Consider the following 23136-nt stretch of genomic DNA (forward strand, 5'->3'; position numbering starts at 1 on the left):
TCAAGTACTTGCTAAACCAGGTTCAATCACTCCACACACTAAATTCGAATCAGAAGTATACGTACTGTCTAAAGATGAAGGCGGCCGTCATACTCCGTTCTTCAAAGGCTACCGTCCACAGTTCTACTTCCGTACAACTGACGTAACTGGTGATATCTCTCTACCAGAAGGCGTAGAAATGGTAATGCCTGGTGACAACATCCAAATGATTGTTGAGCTAATCGCTCCAATCGCAATGGATGAAGGTCTACGTTTCGCGATCCGCGAAGGTGGCCGTACAGTTGGTGCTGGTGTTGTAGCTAAAATCTTTGAATAAGATTTGACGTGACACTAGTAAAAAGGGCATCATTTGATGCCCTTTTTATGCGCTGTATTAAGCATTAGCTAGTTTTTTATACAAGCAAGTGTGAAAACAGGACTATTTGTTAAAGAATTTAGCTCTTTAACAAATAAAAAAGAGAGTGCATCGAGGTATTTTACCCTGATGTTATGGATTTGCCCTGCAGCAGCGGGGTTGTTGTCGTCTATAGTAAGACTTGTGTGACAGGTTGGTTTATGAAAGCAAATGCTGAAGCTCCTGATAGCTCAAATGCAGCAGATACATTTAAGTGGATTGTCACTTTTGTTCTGCTAGCTGCCGCTGTTGTGGGTAATTACCTGTATGGTGAATTGTCTGTAGTGATTCGCGCTGCAGGTGTAATTGTGTTAATTGCTGCTGCGCTAGGCGTTGCTGCAACAACATCGAAAGGCAAAGCCGCAATTAGTTTTGCACGTGAATCACGAATGGAAGTTCGTAAAGTTGTTTGGCCTACACGCCAAGAAACGATGCAAACAACACTAATTGTGTTAGCGGTAAGTATTGTAATGGCTCTAGTACTTTGGGGCATTGACGGAATTATGGTTCGTCTAGTGGCCTTTGCTACTGGAGTATAGAGGGTTTAATACATGAGTGAAGCTCCAAAAAAACGCTGGTATGTAGTTCAAGCCTTCTCTGGCTTTGAAGGTCGCGTAGCACAATCTCTACGTGAACATATCAAGATGCACAGCATGGAAGATCTATTCGGTGAAGTGCTTGTCCCAACTGAAGAAGTTGTTGAGATGCGCGCGGGTCAACGCCGTAAGAGTGAACGTAAATTCTTCCCTGGTTACGTGCTTGTGCAAATGATCATGAACGATGAATCTTGGCACTTAGTACGTAGCGTTCCTCGTGTAATGGGCTTCATTGGTGGTACTTCTGATCGTCCAGCGCCAATTACTGATAAAGAAGCAGACGCGATTCTGAACCGTCTAGAGAAAGCGAGCGAAGCTCCGCGTCCTAAGACTATGTTCGAAGCGGGTGAAGTGGTTCGTGTTAACGAAGGCCCATTTGCTGACTTTAACGGTACTGTTGAAGAAGTGGATTATGAGAAGAGCCGCCTGAAAGTGTCTGTATCGATCTTTGGTCGTGCTACACCAGTTGAGCTTGAGTTTGGTCAAGTTGAAAAAGTTGACTAAAAAAACACCTTTTAGGCTTGTTTAAGGCGCGAATGCTAGCTATAATTTCGCGCCTTTTTACAGGTCTTAATACCTTTTCTGAGTGCTATCACTTAGAAATTAGGTCTTCTAAACCTTTAATTGGTTTTGTTACTTCGGGGAGCTGATTGTTAATTAGCGTTTGAACCCAAAATTTAGGAAATATCATGGCTAAGAAAGTTGAAGCTTATATCAAGCTGCAAGTTGCAGCGGGTATGGCTAACCCAAGTCCACCAGTTGGTCCTGCACTAGGTCAACGTGGTGTGAACATTATGGAATTCTGTAAAGCGTTCAACGCAAAAACAGAATCTGTAGAGAAAGGTCTACCAATCCCAGTTGTTATCACTGTATACAGCGACCGTTCTTTCACGTTCGAAACTAAGACTCCACCTGCAGCAGTTCTTCTTAAGAAAGCAGCTGGTATCAAGTCTGGTTCAGGTCGTCCAAACACTGAAAAAGTGGGTACTATCACTGATGCACAAATCCAAGAGATCGCAGAAACTAAAGCTGCTGATATGACTGGTGCTGACATCGAAGCAATGAAGCGTTCTATTGCGGGTACTGCTCGTTCAATGGGCCTAGTGGTAGAGGGTTAATACGATGGCAAAACTAACTAAGCGTATGCGTACAATCCGCGAGAAAGTGGATGTAACTAAAGAGTACGAAATCAACGAAGCTGTTGCTCTTCTTAAAGAACTAGCAACTGCAAAATTCGTAGAGTCTGTTGACGTTGCTGTTAACCTAGGTATCGACGCTCGTAAATCTGACCAAAACGTACGTGGTGCAACTGTACTACCACACGGTACTGGTCGTGATATCCGTGTTGCTGTATTCACTCAAGGCGCAAACGCTGAAGCTGCTAAAGCTGCAGGTGCTGACCTAGTGGGTATGGATGACCTAGCTGAGCAAGTTAAGAAAGGTGTTATGGATTTCGACGTAGTGATCGCATCTCCAGATGCAATGCGCGTTGTAGGTCAACTTGGTACCATCCTTGGTCCACGTGGTCTAATGCCAAACCCTAAAGTTGGTACTGTAACTCCTAACGTTGCTGAAGCAGTTAAGAACGCTAAAGCTGGTCAGGTTCGTTACCGTAACGACAAGAACGGTATCATCCACACTACTATTGGTAAGGTGTCTTTCGAAGCTAACCAACTACAAGAGAACTTAGAAGCTCTACTAGTTGCGCTTAAGAAAGCAAAACCATCTTCAGCGAAAGGTACTTTCCTGAAGAAGGTAAGCATCTCTACTACTATGGGTGCTGGTGTTGCTGTTGATCAGAATACTCTGAACACTCTAGCATAATGCATTTGCTTAGGCGCAAAATTTGTGTATAATTTTGCGCCTAATATTTGTGGTTGGGGCTGAAGCCCGATTCTCTGAATCAGTATTCAGTCTCCGTCCAAGACCGTAGGCGTTATCACTTGATAACTTAATACAACCTACGTAGATGGTGCCCGAACCTGACAGAAAGATTTCATTTTTTATTTTAAAGAATGGGTTACCTTTCTTCTGGAACTGCACCTAATAATCTCTCACTGTTGTGACAATAGTGAGTGGTGTAATATCAACCAGGAGTAATCCAAGATGGCTTTAAACCTTCAAGACAAACAAGCAATTGTTGCTGAAGTCAACGAAGCGGCCAGTGGTGCACTTTCTGCAGTTGTAGCTGACTCTCGTGGTGTACAAGTTGCTGCTATGACAACTCTACGTAAACAGGCTCGTGAAGCTGGTGTTTACCTAAAAGTTGTTCGTAACACACTTGCACGTCGCGCTGTAGAAGGCACAGCTTACGAATGTCTACAAGACACATTCGTAGGTCCAACTTTGATCGGCTTCTCTAACGAGCACCCAGGTGCTGCAGCGCGTCTTTTTAAAGACTTCGCTCAAGAGAACAAAGCATTCGAGATCAAAGCTGCTGCATTCGAAGGTTCTATCACTGACGTTGAAGTACTAGCGACACTACCAACATACGACGAAGCAATCGCGAAACTCATGATGTGCATGAAAGAAGCGTCTGCTGGCAAATTGGTACGTACTATCGCTGCTATCCGTGATCAAAAAGAAGCTGCTTAATTGCTTGCTTTTTACTGGTTGCAAAATAAACTTATTGTTGACTTAAAAGAGAATTGTTATGTCTATTACTAACGAGCAAATCCTAGACGCTGTTGCAGAAATGTCTGTAATGCAAGTTGTTGAACTAATCACTGCAATGGAAGAAAAATTCGGTGTTTCTGCTGCTGCTGCTGTTGTAGCTGGCGGTGCTGCTGCTGGTGCAGCTGCTGAAGAGCAAACTGAATTTGACGTAATCCTAACTGCTGCTGGCGCAAACAAAGTTGCTGTAATCAAAGCAGTACGTGGCGCAACTGGCCTAGGTCTTAAAGAAGCTAAAGGTCTTGTAGACGGTGCTCCAGCACCTCTTAAAGAAGCAGTTTCTAAAGAAGAAGCTGAAGCTCTTAAAGCTGAACTAGAAGCAGCTGGTGCAACTGTTGAAGTTAAGTAATAATTACTTAATTTCTTAGCCGTAAGGCTAATGGCTGGTGGTTTAATAACCACCGGCCTTTTTGCGCTGTAGGGTATGGGCGAATTTTCCCGCTGTTTAAGCGTCCCATATTCATGCAAAAAGCGGAAGTCGAACAGACACCGTCACTACAGTAAACAGCGATTTAGTCACTGTCCTAAACCTTCAAGGTGGACAGTTTGGGTCACTTATCAGCGAGCTGAGGAACCCCATGGTTTACTCTTATACCGAGAAAAAGCGCATCCGTAAGGACTTTGGTACTCGTCCACAAGTACTGGACATTCCATACCTGCTATCGATCCAGCTCGATTCGTTCGATAAATTTATCGAACAGGATCCTGAGGGACAATACGGTCTTGAAGCTGCTTTTCGTTCTGTATTTCCAATTCAGAGCTACAACGGCAATTCAGAGCTGCAATACGTTAGCTACCGTCTTGGTGAGCCAGTTTTTGACGTTAAAGAATGTCAAATCCGTGGTGTAACTTATTCAAAACCACTACGCGTAAAACTACGCCTTGTGATTTTTGATAAAGACGCGCCAGCAGGTACTGTCAAAGATATTAAAGAACAAGAAGTCTACATGGGTGAAATTCCACTCATGACAGATAATGGTACCTTTGTAATTAATGGTACTGAGAGGGTTATCGTATCCCAGCTGCACAGAAGCCCAGGCGTATTCTTCGACAGCGATAAGGGTAAGACCCACTCTTCAGGTAAAGTTCTATACAATGCACGTGTTATTCCTTACCGTGGTTCATGGTTGGATTTCGAATTCGATCCAAAGGATAACCTATACGTACGTATTGACCGTCGTCGTAAACTACCAGCATCGATCATTCTTCGTGCACTAGGTAAGACGACTGAAGAGATCCTTGATATCTTCTTCGAAAAAATCAACTTCGAAGTGAAAGACCAAACTCTAATGATGGAGTTGGTGCCTGAACGTCTTCGTGGTGAAACAGCTACGTTTGACATCGAAGCTGATGGCAAGGTCTATGTAGAGAAAGGTCGTCGCGTTACTGCTCGTCACATCCGTCAACTTGAAAAAGATGGCGTTGAATTCATTGAAGTTCCAGTTGAATACACAGTTGGAAAAGTATCTTCTAAAGATTACATCAATGAAGCAACTGGCGAAGTTATCATCGCGGCTAACCAAGAAATTAGCCTAGAAGCACTAGCGAACTTATCTCAAGCGGGATACAAAAAACTAGAAGTTCTATTTACGAACGATCTAGACCACGGTCCATTCATGTCTGACACTGTTCGTGTTGACAGCACAACTGACCGTATCTCTGCGCTTGTAGAAATCTACCGCATGATGCGCCCTGGCGAGCCGCCAACGAAAGAAGCGGCTGAAACGCTATTCAATAGCCTATTCTTCTCTGAAGAACGTTACGATCTATCAACTGTAGGTCGTATGAAGTTCAACAGCTCTATCGGTCGTGAAGACGCGGGTGAGCAAGGCACTCTTGATGAAACAGATATCATAGAAGTGATGAAGAAGCTTATCGCGATCCGTAACGGTATTGGTGAAGTGGACGATATCGACCACCTTGGCAACCGTCGTATCCGTAGCGTAGGCGAAATGGCAGAAAACCAATTCCGTGTTGGTCTTGTACGTGTAGAACGCGCAGTTAAAGAACGTCTAAGCCTAGGCGATCTAGACAACGTGATGCCACAAGATCTGATCAACGCGAAACCGATTTCTGCTGCTGTAAAAGAATTCTTTGGTTCTTCACAGCTTTCACAGTTTATGGACCAAAACAACCCGCTTTCAGAAGTTACGCACAAACGTCGTATTTCTGCATTGGGTCCTGGCGGTCTGACTCGTGAACGTGCTGGCTTCGAAGTACGTGACGTACACGTAACTCACTACGGTCGTCTATGTCCTATCGAAACGCCTGAAGGTCCAAACATCGGTCTGATCAACTCTCTATCTGCGTTTGCACGTTGTAACGAGTATGGTTTCCTAGAGACTCCATACCGTCGTGTAGTAGACGGTGTTGTTACTGATGAAGTTGATTACCTATCAGCTATCGAGGAAGGTCAATTCGTTATCGCTCAGGCGAACGCGAAACTGACTGAAGAGAGCACTTTTGCTGACGAACTGATCACAGCACGTCAAAAAGGTGAATCTGGTCTTCACCCTCGTGAACACGTTGACTACATGGACGTTGCTACAAACCAAGTAGTATCTATCGCTGCGTCGCTAATCCCGTTCCTAGAACACGATGATGCGAACCGTGCATTGATGGGTGCGAACATGCAACGTCAGGCTGTTCCAACTTTGAAAGCTGATAAGCCTCTAGTTGGTACTGGTATTGAACGTAACGTAGCAGTTGACTCCGGTGTAACTGCTGTTGCTAAACGTGGTGGTGTGGTTCAGTCTGTGGACGCATCTCGTATCGTTGTTAAGGTTAATGAAGAAGAGCTGGTACCAGGCGAAGCAGGTATCGATATCTACAACCTAACTAAGTACACACGTTCAAACCAAAATACTTGTATCAACCAGCGTCCTTGTGTGATGCCTGGTGAACTTGTTGCTCGTGGTGACGTAGTTGCTGACGGTCCATCAACTGACCTTGGTGAACTTGCTCTTGGCCAGAACATGCGTATCGCGTTCATGCCTTGGAACGGTTACAACTTCGAAGACTCGATCTTAGTTTCTGAGCGTGTTGTTCAAGAAGACCGCTTTACTACTATCCACATTCAAGAACTATCTTGTGTGGCTCGTGATACTAAGCTTGGTGCTGAAGAGATCACTGCAGATATTCCAAACGTAGGTGAGGCTGCTCTATCTAAACTGGATGAGTCAGGTATCGTTTACATTGGTGCAGAAGTTAAGGGTGGCGACATCCTAGTTGGTAAAGTAACACCGAAAGGTGAAACTCAGCTAACTCCAGAAGAGAAGCTACTACGCGCTATCTTCGGTGAAAAAGCTTCTGACGTTAAAGATACTTCACTACGTGTGCCTAACTCTGTTGCAGGTACGGTTATCGATGTACAAGTCTTCACTCGCGATGGCGTAGAGAAAGACAAGCGTGCACTTGAAATCGAACAAATGCAGTTGAAAGAAGCGAAGAAAGACCTGACTGAAGAGTTCCAAATTCTTGAAGGCGGTTTATTTGCACGTGTTCGTTCTCTGCTACTTACAGCAGGCTACAGCGAAGCTAAAGTTGAATCTATCGACCGTAAGCAACTGTTAGAACAAACGCTAGAAAACGACGAACTACAAACTCAGCTAGAACAGATGGCTGAGCAGTACGACGAACTGAAAGCTGACTTCGATAAGAAATTCGAAGCTAAGCGTCGCAAGATCACTCAAGGTGATGATCTAGCACCAGGCGTACTGAAGATCGTTAAAGTTTACCTAGCGGTGAAACGTCGCATCCAACCGGGTGATAAGATGGCGGGTCGTCACGGTAACAAGGGTGTAATCTCTAAGATCAACCCTGTTGAAGACATGCCTTACGATGAAACTGGCCAGCCAGTCGATATCGTACTTAACCCACTGGGTGTACCTTCGCGTATGAACATCGGTCAGATCCTAGAAGTTCACTTAGGTCTGGCGGCTAAAGGTATTGGTGACAAGATCAACCAAATGATTAAGGAACAGCAAGAGCTTGCTAAGCTGCGCGAATTCCTACAGAAGGTTTACGATCTTGGTGAAACTCGTCAGAACGTCGACATTGCTTCTATGAGCGATGAAGAAGTACGTGTACTGGCTGGTAACCTACGCAACGGTCTACCGATTGCAACACCAGTATTTGATGGCGCGAACGAAGCTTCAATCAAAGAACTATTGTCACTAGCAGACCTTCCAACGTCTGGTCAGTTGACACTGTTCGATGGTCGTACAGGTGATGCGTTTGAGCGTCCTGTAACTGTTGGTTACATGTACATGCTGAAACTGAACCACCTTGTTGATGACAAGATGCATGCTCGTTCTACGGGTTCTTACAGCCTTGTTACTCAGCAACCACTTGGTGGTAAAGCTCAGTTCGGTGGTCAGCGTTTCGGTGAGATGGAAGTATGGGCACTTGAAGCTTACGGTGCTGCTTACACGCTACAAGAAATGCTAACAGTTAAGTCGGATGACGTTAACGGCCGTACTAAGATGTATAAGAACATCGTAGATGGCAACCACAGCATGGAACCTGGCATGCCTGAATCGTTCAACGTATTGTTGAAAGAGATTCGCTCGCTAGGTATCAACATCGAGCTAGAAGACGAAGAGTAATTCGTTTCTCGTCAGAGAAATGTGATTATCTGGTAGAAAGCAGCTGGCGTTTGGCTGGCTGCTTTTAACTCCTTACAGGAGCTGATTGTGAAAGACTTATTAAACTTTCTAAAAGCACAGCATAAGACCGAAGAATTTGATGCAATCAAAATCGGTCTGTCTTCACCAGACATGATTCGTTCATGGTCTTTTGGTGAAGTTAAAAAACCTGAAACGATTAACTATCGTACGTTCAAACCTGAGCGTGATGGTCTGTTTTGTGCGCGTATTTTTGGCCCAGTAAAAGACTACGAATGTCTTTGTGGTAAATATAAGCGTCTAAAACACCGTGGTGTTATCTGTGAGAAGTGTGGCGTTGAAGTTACACAAACTAAAGTTCGTCGTGACCGTATGGGCCACATCGAGCTAGCATCTCCAGTTGCTCACATCTGGTTCCTAAAATCTCTACCATCTCGTATCGGTCTATTAATGGATATGCCGCTACGTGATATCGAGCGCGTTCTTTACTTCGAAATGTACGTAGTAACAGAACCGGGCATGACTGATCTTGAAAAAGGTCAAATGCTGACTGAGGAAGAGTACCTAGACCGCCTAGAAGAGTGGGGTGATGAATTCTCCGCTAAGATGGGTGCTGAAGCGATCAAAGATCTATTAAGCTCAATGGACCTTCATGTAGAAATCGAACAGATGCGTGAAGAGCTAGATACGACTAACTCAGAAACTAAGCGTAAGAAAGTAACGAAGCGTTTGAAGCTAGTTGAAGCATTCGTAAATTCAGGTAACAAACCTGAGTGGATGATTCTGACTGTACTTCCAGTGCTTCCGCCAGATCTACGTCCTCTAGTACCACTAGATGGCGGTCGCTTTGCGACTTCTGATCTGAACGATCTATACCGTCGTGTTATTAACCGTAACAACCGTTTGAAACGTCTTCTTGAGCTTGCTGCTCCAGACATCATCGTACGCAACGAAAAGCGTATGCTGCAAGAGTCTGTTGATGCGCTTCTAGACAATGGTCGTCGCGGTCGCGCGATCACAGGTTCGAACAAGCGTCCTCTGAAATCTCTTGCTGATATGATCAAGGGTAAACAAGGTCGTTTCCGTCAGAACCTTCTAGGTAAACGTGTAGACTACTCTGGCCGTTCTGTAATCACAGTAGGTCCATACCTTCGTCTGCACCAATGTGGTCTTCCTAAGAAGATGGCACTTGAGCTATTCAAACCATTTATCTACAGCAAGCTAGAGACTCGTGGTCTTGCGACTACAATCAAAGCGGCTAAGAAAATGGTAGAGCGTGAAGAAGCTGTTGTATGGGATATCTTGGATGAAGTAATCCGTGAACACCCAGTGCTACTTAACCGTGCACCAACACTTCACCGTCTAGGTATCCAGGCATTCGAACCTGTACTTATCGAAGGTAAAGCGATTCAGCTACACCCACTAGTGTGTGCGGCGTATAACGCGGACTTCGATGGTGACCAAATGGCGGTGCACGTGCCTCTAACTTTAGAAGCACAGCTAGAAGCTCGTACTCTGATGATGTCGACAAACAACATTCTGTCGCCAGCGTCAGGTGATCCGATCATCGTACCTTCTCAGGACGTTGTATTGGGTCTGTACTACATGACTCGTGAGAAAGTAAACGCGAAAGGTGAAGGCATGTACCTTGCTGGCCCAGAAGAGGCTGAAAAGGCATACCGCACTAAGAGCGCTGAGCTACACGCACGCGTTAAAGTACGTATTACAGAAACAGTTGTTGACGAAGATGGTAACAGCACAACAGAAACTAAGATGGTAGATACTACTGTCGGTCGTGCAATGTTGTGGCAAATCGTACCGTCAGGTCTTCCTTACAGTATCGTTAACCAAAAGCTAGGTAAGAAACAAATTTCTAACCTACTTAACGAGGCATACCGTAAGCTAGGTCTGAAAGATACTGTAATCTTCGCTGACCAAATCATGTACGCTGGTTTCGCTTACGCGGCACTTTCTGGTGTATCTGTTGGTATCGACGATATGGTTGTACCACCTGCGAAATACACTGAAATCGCAGAAGCAGAAGAAGAAGTACGCGAAATTCAAGAACAGTTCCAGTCTGGTCTTGTAACTGCGGGCGAACGCTACAACAAAGTGATCGATATTTGGGCATCGACCAATGATCGCGTAGCAAAAGCGATGATGGAGAACCTTTCATCTGAAATGGTTATTAACCGTGACGGTGAAGAAGAGAAGCAAGAGTCATTCAACAGCATCTATATGATGGCTGACTCAGGTGCTCGTGGTTCTGCAGCTCAGATTCGTCAGCTAGCAGGTATGCGTGGTCTGATGGCTCGTCCAGATGGTTCAATCATCGAGACGCCAATCACTGCGAACTTTAAAGAAGGTCTAAACGTACTTCAGTACTTTATCTCAACGCACGGCGCTCGTAAGGGTCTTGCGGATACAGCATTGAAGACAGCGAACTCTGGTTACCTAACACGTCGTCTAGTAGACGTTGCTCAAGACGTTGTAGTTTATGAGCACGACTGTGGCACCCACGAGGGTGTAGACATGATGCCTCATATCGAGGGTGGTGACGTTAAAGTTCCGCTAACTGAACTTGCGCTTGGTCGTGTGGTTGCAGAAGATATTCTGAAACCAGGTACAGAAGAAGTTCTTGTTCCTCGTAACACGCTTCTTGATGAGAAATGGTGTCAGGTTCTAAACGACAACTCTGTTGACCGTATTCGCGTACGTTCAGTAGTAACCTGTGACGCAGACTTCGGTTGTTGTGCTCTATGTTACGGTCGTGACCTAGCTCGTGGTCACCTAGTGAACCAAGGTGAAGCAGTAGGTGTTATCGCTGCTCAGTCTATCGGTGAACCAGGTACACAGTTAACGATGCGTACGTTCCACATCGGTGGTGCGGCATCTACGGCAGCAGCAGAGAACAGCATCCAAGCTAAGAACACAGGTTCTGTTAAGCTACACAATGCTAAATTCGTAATTAACAAAGATAAGAAGCTAGTGATCACATCTCGTGCATCAGAGCTAACTATCATTGACGAATTTGGTCGTACCAAAGAGAAGCACAAACTTCCTTACGGTTCATTGCTAAGCAAAGCAGATAACGACGCAGTTGAAGCTGGTGAAACAGTAGCAAACTGGGAAGCGCACACATTGCCAATCATCACTGAAGTGGCAGGTCGCATCCAGTTCGTAGATATGATCGATGGCGTAACCGTTTCTCGTCAAACTGATGACTTAACAGGTCTATCTTCAAGTGAAGTGACTGAACCAGCAGCTCGTCCAGCAGCAGGTAAAGATATGCGTCCAGCTATCAAACTTGTGGATGAGAAAGGTAACGATGTAGTGATCCCTGGTACTGATATGCCAGCTCAATACTTCCTACCGGGTAAAGCTATCGTGAACATCGAAGATGGCGCTGAAGTGAATGTGGGTGATACTCTTGCTCGTATTCCTCAGAAATCTGGCGGTAACCGAGACATCACGGGTGGTCTACCTCGCGTAGCAGACCTATTTGAAGCTCGTAAGCCGAAAGAGCCTGCAATCCTTGCTGAGTACACAGGTACTGTGTCATTCGGTAAAGAGACGAAAGGTAAACGTCGTCTAGTTATCACTCGCGACAGCGGTGAAGTTTACGAAGAGATGATTCCTAAGCATCGTCAATTGAACGTGTTTGAAGGTGAGCGTATCGAACGTGGTGACGTGATCGCAGATGGTCCAGAGTCTCCACATGACATCCTACGTCTACGTGGTATTCACGCAGTGACTTCTTACATTGCTAACGAAGTTCAGGAAGTTTACCGTCTGCAAGGCGTTAAGATTAACGATAAGCACATCGAAACCATCGTTCGTCAGATGCTACGTAAGTGTACAATTACTTTCGCAGGTGACTCTGAGTTCCTACCTGGTGAGCAAGTTGAATACTCACAAGTTAAGATTGCTAACCGTGCACTAGAAGCTGAAGGCAAAGAGCCTGCACGCTTCGAACGTGAACTTCTAGGTATCACTAAAGCGTCTCTAGCGACAGAATCGTTCATCTCTGCGGCATCGTTCCAAGAAACGACGCGCGTACTGACTGAAGCTGCGGTATCTGGTAAGCGTGATGACTTACGTGGTCTGAAAGAGAACGTTATCGTTGGTCGCTTGATCCCTGCGGGTACTGGTTTTGCGTACCACCAAGATCGTCAATCTAAGCGTGAAGCTCAGAAAGAAGGTCCTTCAGCAGAGCAAGCTACAGATAACCTAGCTGCGCTACTGAATGCAGGTTTCTCTTCAGAAGAGTAATCGAACTATCGATATGAAAAAAGGCACCGAAAGGTGCCTTTTTTATTGGAATGGATTTGTAATCAAACCAAGTGGTTAGCTGTTAATAAGTTAACTTATGCGCCTGGTGGAATCGAAAGGCTATCAATGATTAATTGGATCAGGTGATCTTCCAACTCAAATCGAGACTCTAAAATTTGACCAACGCTGGAAATATCTTCATCGAAAGTTTCCAGCTCATCTTCTTCGCTTACCGAGGCATACTTATCGGTAAAGTTCAGGAGAGGGTCTGTGGTTAAGATGATCTCTGCATAAGCTTGATTGATCTCGTCTGTGGCTTTAAAACCCGTCGATTGCCATTTGTTCATCACCATATCGTAGACCTTGAAATGGCCTTCAGAAATATAGTCGACGATTTCCTGACAGAAATACTGAAGTTCTTGAGGTGAAGGGAGTTCCGAAACCGAGGCTTTAGAAGCACAAGGTTGAAGTGCAGCAATTTTGCAATATTCAACAACAACATGCTGTCTCTTCTCTAACCAATGATCGATAACGTCACTGGCTCCGCCCCATTGCTCTTGTGTTTGTTTGAATTTTTTTAGCATGGTCATGCCCTCAAGATCGAGCTATCGTAGGATAGACTGTCCTTTGCACATTTCGCTGTATAAGTAGGATACAGCCTGTTGTTTTCACGAGAGTTTATGTGTGGTAAACAAATAGAGACAAACTCTGGTATGAATTTAGATTGCCAGTAAAATGAACGAACTGCAAGCAACAGGAGTTTGTATGTTAAAAAATAGTGACCTCAAATCAGCTTATTGGTGTGTTGTTTCAGGAAGTGAACTTTGGACCATTGACGGAACCGTACCATTTGGCACTGCAAAGGAACTCGAACTGCCAGTCGAAAGCGCAATCGAAGTTGAACAATACAAGGGATATCCGGTTTACTGGCTGAATCACGCCGATCTCGATAAAGATCTTGAGATGACCTCTTTGCGCGAATTATTGGTAGTTGATGAAGCATTATTTCTCGCCGCTAGCCGAGCCGTTCAGTATGGACACATGAGCCAAACGCTACGCTTCTGCCCACAGTGTGGCGGACGTAATCATCTCAACCATCGTGATCTGGCGATGCAGTGCCAAGACTGCCGAACGCTTCATTATCCTCGTATTTTCCCATGCATTATTGTCGCAGTGCGAAAAGATAATCAGATTCTTTTGGCACAGCATCCTCGTCATCAAACGGGTATGTATACGGTGATTGCCGGATTCTTGGAAGTAGGGGAGACCCTAGAGCAGTGTGTGGCTCGAGAAGTGCTAGAAGAGACCGGTATTAGCGTTAAGAATATCCGATACTTTGGTAGTCAGCCTTGGGCTTTTCCTTCAAGTATGATGATGGCGTTTTTGGCTGATTTCGCTGGTGGTGATATTCGCCCTGATTATTCAGAGTTGAGTGATGCCCAATGGTTTACGCCGAGTGACATGCCGCCAGTCGCCCCAAAAGGTACGATTGCCAGAGAGCTAATCGAACACACGGTTAACGCAATCAAAGATGAGTATTCAACGTCGATATAAATAAAAAGCGAGAGAAAACAGGCAAAAAAAACCCTCCGGTGAGGGAGGGGGTAAGTAAGATGTCGTTATGAGATGTCGAGTACTGAGTACCCGTATATTATTGTAGTTTTCGCTAGCACCGAGATTTTAAACACTGTTTCAGTTTTCACGCAAATTAACCATTGATTTAAAAGTTAATAACATGATCTAGGTTGCAAAGCTCTGTTCTACAAACCGCAAATCTATGGTCTGTTGCAGGGAAATAAGTGATAGAATACGCGCCTAATTAACAAAGAAACTAAAGAAATAAGCCTAGAAGTTGGAAGCCAGAATGACAGAATTAAAGAACGACCGTTATCTTCGTGCTTTGTTGAAGCAGCCCGTTGACTGCACTCCTGTGTGGATGATGCGCCAAGCAGGGCGTTATTTGCCAGAGTATCGTGCGACACGAGCACAAGCGGGTGACTTTATGTCGCTGTGCAAAAACGCAGAGCTTGCTTCTGAAGTGACATTACAGCCACTACGTCGTTTTCCTCTTGATGCTGCAATTCTGTTTTCAGACATTCTGACTATCCCTGACGCTATGGGTTTAGGATTACGCTTTGCCGCTGGTGAAGGCCCGGTATTTGACCGTCCTATTACCTGCAAAGCTGACGTGGATAAAATTGGTCTACCCGATCCAGAAGGTGAGTTGCAGTATGTTATGAATGCGGTGCGCCAAATCCGTAAAGATCTTAAAGGTGAAGTGCCTTTGATTGGTTTTTCTGGCAGCCCATGGACATTAGCAACTTATATGGTCGAAGGTGGCAGTTCAAAAGCTTTCACTAAGATTAAACAGATGATGTACGCAGAACCGGCAACGCTACATGCATTGTTGGACAAGCTTGCTGACAGTGTTATTGAGTACCTTAACGCTCAGATTAAAGCGGGTGCGCAATCTGTTATGGTTTTTGATACTTGGGGTGGCGTACTGACTCCTCGTGATTACAACCTGTTCTCATTGCAATACATGCATAAGATTGTTGATGGACTGATTCGTGAAAACGAAGGTCGTCGAGTTCCTGTTACTCTGTTCACTAAGAACGGTGGTATGTGGCTGGAAAGCATTGCGGCAACAGGCTGTGATGCTGTTGGCCTTGACTGGACAATCAACATTGCCGATGCCAAAGCTCGTATTGGTGATAAAGTTGCGCTGCAAGGCAATATGGACCCATCGATTCTATATGCTCAACCTGAACGTATTCGCCAAGAAGTGGCTTCGATTCTCGAAGGATTTGGTCATGATGGTACGGGGCATGTCTTTAACCTTGGTCATGGTATCCACCTAGATGTTCCGCCAGAGAACGCTGGAGTGTTTGTTGAAGCGGTACATGAGCTATCTAAGCCTTACCACAACCAGTCTTATAACAAATAAATGAATGACATACGAAGCGCTCATAATCGAGCGCTTTTTTTTTACTTTAGCTATCACTGATTTATACTGCGATAGAGTCAATTACAATCTGGCGAGCCAATGAAGACAAGAGACAGAATCGTTCACGCAGCTTTGGAGCTGTTTAATGAAAACGGTGAACGCGCTATGACCACTAACCACATAGCTGCCCATTTGGAGATCAGCCCAGGTAATCTCTATTATCATTTCCGTAATAAACAAGAGATCGTGCGAGAGATCTTTTCACTCTATTCAAAAGAGCTAATTGAAAGGTTTACACCATTGCAAGGGCAATATGAGAGCTTAACGTTGTTAAAGCATTATCTTGATTCGATGTTCAACTTGATGTGGAAGTATCGCTTCTTCTATTCAAACTTGCCTGAAATCTTGCAGCGTGATGAGGAACTGCACGTTGAATACATCGCTTCTCAAGGGAAGTTGCATGTAAACTTAATCAACATCATGCAAAACTTCGTCGATATGGAGCTTCTTGACGTTGAAAAAGAGGATTTAGAAACCTTAGTTACGTCATTGCACATGGTCTATTCGGGTTGGTTAGCTTATCAGTCAGCAATGTCATTAAAAACCGAAATTACTGAGCAAGTCATTTATAAAGGCATGTTGCAAATGATCTCACTTGTTAAACCTTGTACCACTCCTCAAGGTTATGAGCAGCTACAACTTCTGGAAGATGGTATTCTCGCGCTTCATGTTTAGAAGAGTGAGAGTTAGGCATTGGGGGGAAAGGTGATGAGTTATAACCTTTCAATCTTGTCTCCGAACAACGAACGCTGATAGTTTATTGATTAACCCTACTTTTAACGAATTATCAGCCATGCACTACGATGTTTTTAATGGTGATGCCGATGGCATCATCTCTCTTCTTCAACTCAGGCTTGCTCAGCCTAAGGAAGCTCAGCTTGTTACTGGTGTTAAAAGAGACATTCAGTTACTCGATAAACTGACTGTCAAAGCGGGCGACTCTCTTACCGTGCTTGATATCTCGTTGCAGAAAAACCGTATCGGGCTTGTTGCGGCTCTTGATGCGGGCGCTGATGTATTTTATGCGGATCATCATCAAGCGGGGGATATTCCTTCTCACAGTCAGTTATCTGCCCATATTAATTTAGACTCTAATATGTGCACTGCTCTGATTATTGACCAGTTGTTAGAAGGGCGATTCCGTGAATGGGCGATTACCGCCGCGTACGGCGACAACTTGAATAGAGTTGCTGATGAATTGTGTAAACAGTTGGGGCTAACATCGCAAGAGTCAGAGCTGCTGAAAGAGCTCGGAACCCTTATCAATTACAACGGCTATGGAAAGAGTACTGATCAGCTGCATTTTCACCCTGAAAAACTCTATCAAATACTGCTGGCTTATCCGTCGCCGTTTGAGGTTATAAAAGATAAATCATCGCCTTTTTATCAACTAAAAGCGGCTTATGAAGCGGATGTTGCACAAGCTATCTCTGTTTCGAGTTTTTATGAAAGCGAGACTTTAAGGGTATTTGAACTGCCGGATGAGTTTTTTTCTCACCGTGTAAGTGGAGTGTATGGCAACTTAATTGCTAATCAGTCGCCTTCGCAAGCTCATCTTGTATTGACCAAAATCGACAATGATAACTTCGCTGTTTCTCTTCGCGCGCCATTAAACAATAAGCAAGGTGCTGGGGAGCTGTGTTCGCAATTTGTTACGGGCGGAGGAAGGGAAGCTGCTGGTGGTATTAACCGTTTACCCGAAATGGAGTTATCACGTTTAGTTCATACTGTAGAAAGCTATTACGGAAATTAAAACAGGAAGGCGTTAAGGTCTTCCTGTTTGATTGTTTTTTCGTTTAATAGTGGCACAAGCCAGCACTTAAGCTGCGCAGTTGATGGTATGTGGCTGGTACATTTGCGGCAATGTAAACTCGTTGGCTTGTGTATGTAAATGAGCGAGTTCTTCAAAATTATCGATAAGCAGTTGAGTCAACACTGGGTCAAAGTGCTTACCTTTTTGGTCAATAAATTCCTGCAGCACTTCTTCTTTAGCCCAAGCATTTTTGTATGGACGTTTACTCAGTAGCGCGTCAAAGACATCTGCAATCGCGACAATACGAGCGAAAATATGGATTTCTTCACCGGTTTTACCGCATGGGTAGCCGTTACCGTCCCATTTCTCGTGATGTTCATGTGCGATGATACAAGCCATTTGCATTAGATATGAGTCGCTTCCTCTAAGTAAATTTCGACCGACTTCGGAGTGCTTTTTCACGACTTCGAATTCTTCTTTGGTCAGTCGACCCGGTTTGTTCAGTATTGCATCTGGAACCGCGATTTTGCCGACATCATGAAGTGGACTTGCGGTATAGATAGTAGTGACATCTTCATGACTGAGGCCATAAAGCATACCTAATTTGCTTGCAACGCAGGCAACACGTCGTACATGCAGCCCCGTTTCATCTGAGCGGTTTTCAAGAATGTCGCCCAGTACTTGAATGATTTCTTGTTTCTCAGCAAATCGCTTTTGTCGTTCTGACTCCAGTTGATTTTCATAGGCCACCAAACTAGAGATATCACGCAACATCACTATGATGGAATCATGTTCGTCTCGATAGCGCACCATGCCTTTGTATTTATAAAAATACAATTCATAAGGAGAACCATGAATATTGACGATGTTGTAAAGATGTTTGTTTGTCTTATTTGACTCACTGATAGCTTTGAAATCAGGTATGAGCTGGTTAACGTTATAGCCAATATCGTCTAGGTTAACATCCCAATAGTTCGACTTATCATCAGTGTAATGCTGATGTGATAGTAACTTATGGCCCAAGCCGTTGGCGTGACGGATATACCCCTGATTATCAATGCCAAATAGAGGCAGGTCGATACTTTCAATGATCGAGAGAAGTTGGTTCTTGTTGTTGAGTACTTCTCTGTGGCTCTGTTTAATGTCGGATAGCTCTTGGCTTGAGTGAGAGGTTAATGTTTGATACTCATAGCAGGTCACGATTTCACCGCGGTCAAAGTAACCATTGACCAGAGAATTCAGCCACTCAATTTCCTCTTCGCAAGCATTAAGACTCTTCACTAATGCAAGGTATACCTGACGATAATATTTGAGTAATCCAGTATACATATAGAGTTCAATCGCTCTTTTTTGATGCACGATGGCTCTGTCGCGAAAGTAACCAATGATCTCTTCACCCCAATCATTAAGCTCTAAACGGATATTTGGATCCATTGCTTGTACTTTGTCTTTTGACAACAAAGCAATTAAGCCTGTTGATATGCCAACAATGGATTCGCGCCAAGCCGCACTGGTATTCGATGTATAGGCAATGTAGCCGTACTGGCTTCCTAACTTAATGACATTGTTCGTTAAAATGTCAGTACTATCTATGATGAGCTTTTTCGCTTGTTCAGTAATAGACATAATGATTATGGGTTTGGTGAATAGGCGGTCTAATTTTAACTCGTTTTGTGAGAGAAATTGTGGTGGTAAGCAAGAGATAAGGGTTATCTGACAAGGCTTTGGCTTTGCCCCTATTCGAAAAGCGGCGCAAATAAAAGTGGGATTAATTAATAACGTCGACTAATCGATTTAGCTTATAAGTGAAGCTAAACCAAATCTAACATATCTATAAGTAATGAGATTATGGAGCAATTGGAGTCAGAGAGAGATTAGCGAGTGAGCCAAGATCGCGGGTTTTCAGCCCGACTATTACGTCGAACTTCAAAATAGAGGCTTGGTCTGGATTGCCCACCTGTATTGCCAGCGAGCGCGATGGTTTCACCTGCCGCGACTTTATCACCCTCCTTTTTCATCAAGGACTGGTTAAAGCCATATAAGGTCATGTCGCCTTTGCCATGGTCTAGCAGTACCACTAAACCATAACCACGAAGATATTCAGCAAAAACTACCGTTCCCGGATAAACAGCAGTAACGGCTTGGCCGTAATTGGCTGATATCACGATACCTTTCCAATCCACTTGACCAGTTTGACGTTCGCCAAAATTATGCAAAACGGAACCCTTAATTGGCCAAGCGAGTTTACCGCGCTGCTGACTTATACCATCCATAGGAATCGCATTGCGTTTGGCGGCCTTGGCAATCTCGGCTTTCAGGCGGGTTTCATTACGTCGCAGTTCCGCAAGGTACACTTTGTCACCGGAGATGCTTTGCTGAATTTTGTTTACAGTGCCTTTACGCTCAGACTGTGTCTTGGCTAATTGATCGCGTTTCTTAGTTTGCTCTTCTAACAGCGACGCAATTTGGTCTCTTTCGAGCTGGAGTTGTTTCTGGCTTTCTTCAAGCTGTTTGCGAGTTTGTTTCAGCGCTTGAATTGTTTCGCTACGCGCTTTAGCCAAATGTTGGAAGTATTGGCTAATACGATCTTCTTCCACATTATTATTGAACAAATTACCGTTTGTTGTAGCGTTTTGAGTGACGTAATAAGTCTGAAGCAGTTGCTCTAACTTATCCGCTTGTTGCGTTCGTTGTACTTCAAGTTCTTTGATTTTCGTCTGAAGTTTGCTGATGTTTTGATTCGCTGATGTTAGATCTCTTTTTGTATCTTTGATCTGCTTTTCAATATTCGAAATATTGATCTCTTGTTGTTTTAGAGATTGTTGTAATTTATCAAGTTGGCTCTGTTGCTTCGTCAACTCTTGTTTCTGGCGAGAAATTTCCCCAGTCACGCCTTTTAGTTCTTGCTGTGAAGCAGCAAAAACATTGGACACAGACAAAACAGAAAAACAGAAAAAACACGCCACTGTAATGTTGGCGAGGCTGCGCTTTAGGTTGTGTCGTAACGTGATTGTCATGTAGGGAGAATGTTAGCCAATAGATTCAATGAGTAACCAGTATACTCAAAGAGTGGAATGAGGCGAGTGCCGGATGCAAAAACTTTGTCATAGTATTTACCTGATAGCGAAATTTAGCGATAAAAAAGCCCTAACTGAGTTAGGGCTTCCATAATCACTTCACAAGTTCTACTTATTTGTAAATAACTTGGCCAGACATTTCTGCTGGGATTTCAGTATCAGTTAGAGCAAGCATAGTTGGCGCTAGGTCTGACAGTTTACCGCCTTCGATAAACTCGATGTCTTTGCTACCAACGTAAACTAGTGGTACAGGAAGGCTAGTGTGAGCAGTATGTACGCCACCCGTTTCTGGGTTGATCATCATTTCTGCGTTACCGTGGTCAGCTGTGATAAGTAGTTGACCATCCACTTCTTTAATCGCTTCAACAACACGGCCGATACATTCGTCAACCGCTTCACAAGCTTTAACTGCCGCTTCGTACACACCTGTGTGACCAACCATGTCGCCGTTCGGGTAGTTACAGATGATAGCGTCGTATTTACCAGACTTAATAGCAGCAACAAGTTTATCTGTCAGTTCAGCAGAGCTCATTTCTGGTTGAAGGTCGTAAGTTGCCACTTTCGGAGAAGCAACAAGTTGACGCTCTTCGCCAGCAAATTCGTTCTCAACACCACCGTTGAAGAAGAAAGTCACGTGTGCGTATTTCTCTGTTTCAGAGATACGTAGCTGAGTTTTGCCTGCTTTCGATAACCATTCACCGTAAGTATTTTCTAGTGAAGCTGGTGGGAAAGCGGCTGGTAGTGGAATGTCTGCTGCGTATTGAGTCAACATTACGAAGTTAATAGCAGGGAATACCTTACGCTCGAAGCCTGCAAAATCAGTCACGAAAGTGCGAGTGATTTGACGCGCACGGTCAGCACGGTAGTTCATGAATAGAACTGCGTCACCGTCTTGCATTGCTGCAGACTCTTGGCCTTCTGCGCGAAGTTCTGTTGCTTTAACGAACTCATCGTTTTCATCACGAGCGTATGCTGCTTCTAGACCTGCTAGAGCAGAATCGAAAGTGAAATCACCTTGAGCTGCAGTTAATAGGTCGTAAGCTTTTTCTACACGTTCCCAGTTGTTGTCACGGTCCATAGCGTAGTAACGACCAACGAGAGATGCGATACGGCCTTTACCTAGTTTTGCGAATAGCTCATCAAAACGTTGTAGAGAACCTTCAGCACTGCGTGGCGGTGTATCACGACCGTCTAGGAAGCAGTGTAGGTAAATCTTTTCAGCGCCACGAGCTGCTGCCAGTTCAATAGCCGCGTAGATGTGATCTTCGTGAGAGTGAACGCCACCTGGAGACATTAGACCCATAAGGTGAACCGCTTTACCAGCAGCAACCGCGTTATCAATAGCTGTCACGAGTGCTTCGTTTGTTTGGAAATCACCGTCAGCGATAGATTTAGTGATGCGAGTTAGGTCTTGATAAACAATGCGACCTGCGCCGATGTTAGTGTGACCTACTTCAGAGTTACCCATTTGACCGTCAGGTAGACCTACATCCATACCAGAAGCCGAAATTAGAGTATTTGGGTTGTTTGCCATTAATGCATCCATTACTGGAGTATTCGCATTGTTGATAGCATTGTTGCTGCTGTCTTCACGGTAACCCCAACCGTCAAGAATCACTAGAGCCATTGGCTTCTTAGCTGACATACTTATAACCTCGTCAAATTCAAAGTAACTAAAAACTGAAATTAGCGTAATTTTACTACACTTTATAGCCGTTGCAGTAGGGCAAGATCAATGATTCTCCCTATCGTTGCAATAAAATGTAGCCAATTGATCAAAATTTTTGTCTCAAATTGCTTGTTAATTCTTATAGTTAACAAACTAAAAATAGATTGTTAGTAGACCAAAATGCTTGTTCCAACGACGGCGACAATGGCGCCTAGCCAAGCAAAGCGGTTCGGTCTTTGTTTGGTATAGATCCAAAGTATAGGCAATAGCATGATAGGTGTAGTGGAAGAAAGCAGAGCAACCATACCGACATTCCCTTCACGTAAGGCGTACAAAATCAGTGTCATCCCCAGCGCCATACCAATAAAACCGTTGATGGTAGTAATGCCAAAAATTTTCCAGTTCATCGGTTGAGTCGGACGTGCAACGCGAGTGCCTGTTGCTCTCAGCAAACAGTGTGCGATAAACGCCGTCAGCATTCGGATTGAAGATGCCGCTACCGGGTCAATGTCTGTTTGCATGATTGGTTTTGCTATTACGCCACCTAATGCTTGGCATAATGCTGCGGTTAAACCTAAACCTAGCCCTATCCAAACATTGCCATGCACCATTTCCAAATGGTTGCTGGCTTGTCCTCTGCGGCCAAAAAAAATGGCAGTCAGTACACCAGAGAAGACCAGCGTAGAGCCTAATAGTTCAAGAGGCGTCATGCTTTCGCTAAATAGAAAATATCCAAGCACCGTTGAAAATACAGCATGGCAAGAGAAAAGCAGCCCTGACTGGCGCGGTCCCATGCGGTTCAAACAGGCAAATAGCGCAGTGTCACCGATAAATATACCGATAAGACCTGACAGCATCATTGCTGGAACGGCTGATGCGTCTACGGTCGACCAACCTCCAGTAATCAGTGCCATTGTGGCTAAAATGGTAAACGTCGATCCCATTCTCCATCGGCTATAGGCAAAGGTTCCAAGATGTCTGGCTGGAGTAACAGAAAGTAAACTGGCAATAGCCCAAAGAAATGCAGCAGCAAGCGCCAGCCATTCATAGCCCATGAGTTGTCCTTGAGA

The 23136-nt window shown here is 44.4% G+C and carries 17 protein-coding genes and 1 pseudogene; 13 read left to right on the top strand and 5 right to left on the bottom strand.

What is annotated here, in order from left to right:
* The 9 genes and pseudogenes from tuf to rpoC all read left to right on the top strand — a co-directional run.
* A pseudogene (tuf, locus tag HUO09_RS21105) lies at positions 1-316 on the top strand (elongation factor Tu); the annotation flags it as partial.
* Between the two features lie 239 nt (positions 317-555).
* Positions 556-933 carry a preprotein translocase subunit SecE gene (secE, locus tag HUO09_RS21110; RefSeq protein ID WP_042490180.1) on the top strand — a complete coding sequence of 126 codons (378 nt, stop codon included), beginning with the start codon at positions 556-558 and terminating at the stop codon, positions 931-933.
* 12 nt (positions 934-945) lie between these two features.
* Positions 946-1494, top strand: a complete 549-nt coding sequence (gene nusG / locus HUO09_RS21115) for a transcription termination/antitermination protein NusG (RefSeq protein ID WP_042490183.1) — start codon at positions 946-948, stop codon at positions 1492-1494.
* A gap of 185 nt (positions 1495-1679) precedes the next feature.
* Positions 1680-2108 carry a 50S ribosomal protein L11 gene (gene rplK, locus HUO09_RS21120; protein WP_038181318.1) on the top strand — a complete coding sequence of 143 codons (429 nt, stop codon included), beginning with the start codon at positions 1680-1682 and terminating at the stop codon, positions 2106-2108.
* 4 nt (positions 2109-2112) lie between these two features.
* Positions 2113-2814, top strand: a complete 702-nt coding sequence (gene rplA, locus HUO09_RS21125; protein WP_167413197.1) for a 50S ribosomal protein L1 — start codon at positions 2113-2115, stop codon at positions 2812-2814.
* A 282-nt stretch (positions 2815-3096) separates the two neighbouring features.
* Positions 3097-3585, top strand: coding sequence for a 50S ribosomal protein L10 (gene rplJ / locus HUO09_RS21130; protein ID WP_167413196.1), 489 nt, complete (start codon positions 3097-3099; stop codon positions 3583-3585).
* A gap of 58 nt (positions 3586-3643) precedes the next feature.
* On the top strand, positions 3644-4012 hold the full coding sequence (rplL, locus tag HUO09_RS21135) for a 50S ribosomal protein L7/L12 (protein WP_167413195.1): 369 nt from the start codon (positions 3644-3646) through the stop codon (positions 4010-4012).
* Positions 4013-4241: 229 nt separating this feature from the next.
* Positions 4242-8270, top strand: coding sequence for a DNA-directed RNA polymerase subunit beta (gene rpoB / locus HUO09_RS21140; protein WP_167413194.1), 4029 nt, complete (start codon positions 4242-4244; stop codon positions 8268-8270).
* Between the two features lie 87 nt (positions 8271-8357).
* On the top strand, positions 8358-12560 hold the full coding sequence (gene rpoC, locus HUO09_RS21145; RefSeq protein ID WP_167413193.1) for a DNA-directed RNA polymerase subunit beta': 4203 nt from the start codon (positions 8358-8360) through the stop codon (positions 12558-12560).
* A gap of 95 nt (positions 12561-12655) precedes the next feature.
* Here rpoC and rsd read toward each other — a convergent pair whose 3' ends face one another.
* Positions 12656-13150, bottom strand: coding sequence for a sigma D regulator (gene rsd, locus HUO09_RS21150; protein WP_167413192.1), 495 nt, complete (start codon positions 13148-13150; stop codon positions 12656-12658).
* 145 nt (positions 13151-13295) lie between these two features.
* On the opposite strand from rsd, the gene nudC reads away from it, so the two are divergent.
* From nudC to HUO09_RS21170, 4 genes are all read left to right on the top strand, one after another.
* Positions 13296-14114 carry an NAD(+) diphosphatase gene (gene nudC, locus HUO09_RS21155; protein WP_373563712.1) on the top strand — a complete coding sequence of 273 codons (819 nt, stop codon included), beginning with the start codon at positions 13296-13298 and terminating at the stop codon, positions 14112-14114.
* 310 nt (positions 14115-14424) lie between these two features.
* On the top strand, positions 14425-15507 hold the full coding sequence (gene hemE, locus HUO09_RS21160) for a uroporphyrinogen decarboxylase (protein WP_188235225.1): 1083 nt from the start codon (positions 14425-14427) through the stop codon (positions 15505-15507).
* A 99-nt stretch (positions 15508-15606) separates the two neighbouring features.
* A complete protein-coding gene (locus tag HUO09_RS21165) occupies positions 15607-16242 on the top strand; it encodes a TetR/AcrR family transcriptional regulator (RefSeq protein ID WP_167413189.1) in 636 nt (211 codons plus the stop codon).
* 118 nt (positions 16243-16360) lie between these two features.
* Positions 16361-17320: a DHH family phosphoesterase gene (locus tag HUO09_RS21170; RefSeq protein WP_188235226.1), complete on the top strand. Its 960-nt coding sequence runs from the start codon at positions 16361-16363 to the stop codon at positions 17318-17320.
* A gap of 66 nt (positions 17321-17386) precedes the next feature.
* Here HUO09_RS21170 and HUO09_RS21175 read toward each other — a convergent pair whose 3' ends face one another.
* The 4 genes from HUO09_RS21175 to HUO09_RS21190 all read right to left on the bottom strand — a co-directional run bounded on the left by HUO09_RS21175 (position 17387) and on the right by HUO09_RS21190 (position 23121).
* Positions 17387-18946 (bottom strand): HD-GYP domain-containing protein, encoded by a 1560-nt coding sequence (locus HUO09_RS21175; protein ID WP_188235227.1) that lies wholly within the window; start codon positions 18944-18946, stop codon positions 17387-17389.
* Between the two features lie 248 nt (positions 18947-19194).
* Positions 19195-20337: a murein hydrolase activator EnvC gene (locus HUO09_RS21180; protein WP_167413604.1), complete on the bottom strand. Its 1143-nt coding sequence runs from the start codon at positions 20335-20337 to the stop codon at positions 19195-19197.
* A 172-nt stretch (positions 20338-20509) separates the two neighbouring features.
* The gene (gpmM, locus tag HUO09_RS21185; RefSeq protein ID WP_167413603.1) at positions 20510-22042 is read right to left on the bottom strand and encodes a 2,3-bisphosphoglycerate-independent phosphoglycerate mutase; all 1533 of its coding nucleotides are present in this window, start codon (positions 22040-22042) and stop codon (positions 20510-20512) included.
* Positions 22043-22233: 191 nt separating this feature from the next.
* Positions 22234-23121, bottom strand: coding sequence for a DMT family transporter (locus HUO09_RS21190; protein ID WP_167413602.1), 888 nt, complete (start codon positions 23119-23121; stop codon positions 22234-22236).
* Between the last annotated feature and the right edge of the window lie 15 nt (positions 23122-23136).

This window comes from Vibrio sp. Y2-5 (assembly GCF_014596725.1).
Lineage (GTDB): Bacteria > Pseudomonadota > Gammaproteobacteria > Enterobacterales > Vibrionaceae > Vibrio.

Coding starts and splice junctions, on each gene's coding strand:
- secE (WP_042490180.1), top strand. CDS start 556: ATGAAAGCAAATGCTGAAGCTCCTGATAGCTCAAATGCAGCAGATACA.
- nusG (WP_042490183.1), top strand. CDS start 946: ATGAGTGAAGCTCCAAAAAAACGCTGGTATGTAGTTCAAGCCTTCTCT.
- rplK (WP_038181318.1), top strand. CDS start 1,680: ATGGCTAAGAAAGTTGAAGCTTATATCAAGCTGCAAGTTGCAGCGGGT.
- rplA (WP_167413197.1), top strand. CDS start 2,113: ATGGCAAAACTAACTAAGCGTATGCGTACAATCCGCGAGAAAGTGGAT.
- rplJ (WP_167413196.1), top strand. CDS start 3,097: ATGGCTTTAAACCTTCAAGACAAACAAGCAATTGTTGCTGAAGTCAAC.
- rplL (WP_167413195.1), top strand. CDS start 3,644: ATGTCTATTACTAACGAGCAAATCCTAGACGCTGTTGCAGAAATGTCT.
- rpoB (WP_167413194.1), top strand. CDS start 4,242: ATGGTTTACTCTTATACCGAGAAAAAGCGCATCCGTAAGGACTTTGGT.
- rsd (WP_167413192.1), bottom strand. CDS start 13,150: ATGACCATGCTAAAAAAATTCAAACAAACACAAGAGCAATGGGGCGGA.
- nudC (WP_373563712.1), top strand. CDS start 13,296: ATGAACGAACTGCAAGCAACAGGAGTTTGTATGTTAAAAAATAGTGAC.
- hemE (WP_188235225.1), top strand. CDS start 14,425: ATGACAGAATTAAAGAACGACCGTTATCTTCGTGCTTTGTTGAAGCAG.
- HUO09_RS21165 (WP_167413189.1), top strand. CDS start 15,607: ATGAAGACAAGAGACAGAATCGTTCACGCAGCTTTGGAGCTGTTTAAT.
- HUO09_RS21170 (WP_188235226.1), top strand. CDS start 16,361: ATGCACTACGATGTTTTTAATGGTGATGCCGATGGCATCATCTCTCTT.
- HUO09_RS21175 (WP_188235227.1), bottom strand. CDS start 18,946: ATGTCTATTACTGAACAAGCGAAAAAGCTCATCATAGATAGTACTGAC.
- HUO09_RS21180 (WP_167413604.1), bottom strand. CDS start 20,337: ATGACAATCACGTTACGACACAACCTAAAGCGCAGCCTCGCCAACATT.
- gpmM (WP_167413603.1), bottom strand. CDS start 22,042: ATGTCAGCTAAGAAGCCAATGGCTCTAGTGATTCTTGACGGTTGGGGT.
- HUO09_RS21190 (WP_167413602.1), bottom strand. CDS start 23,121: ATGGGCTATGAATGGCTGGCGCTTGCTGCTGCATTTCTTTGGGCTATT.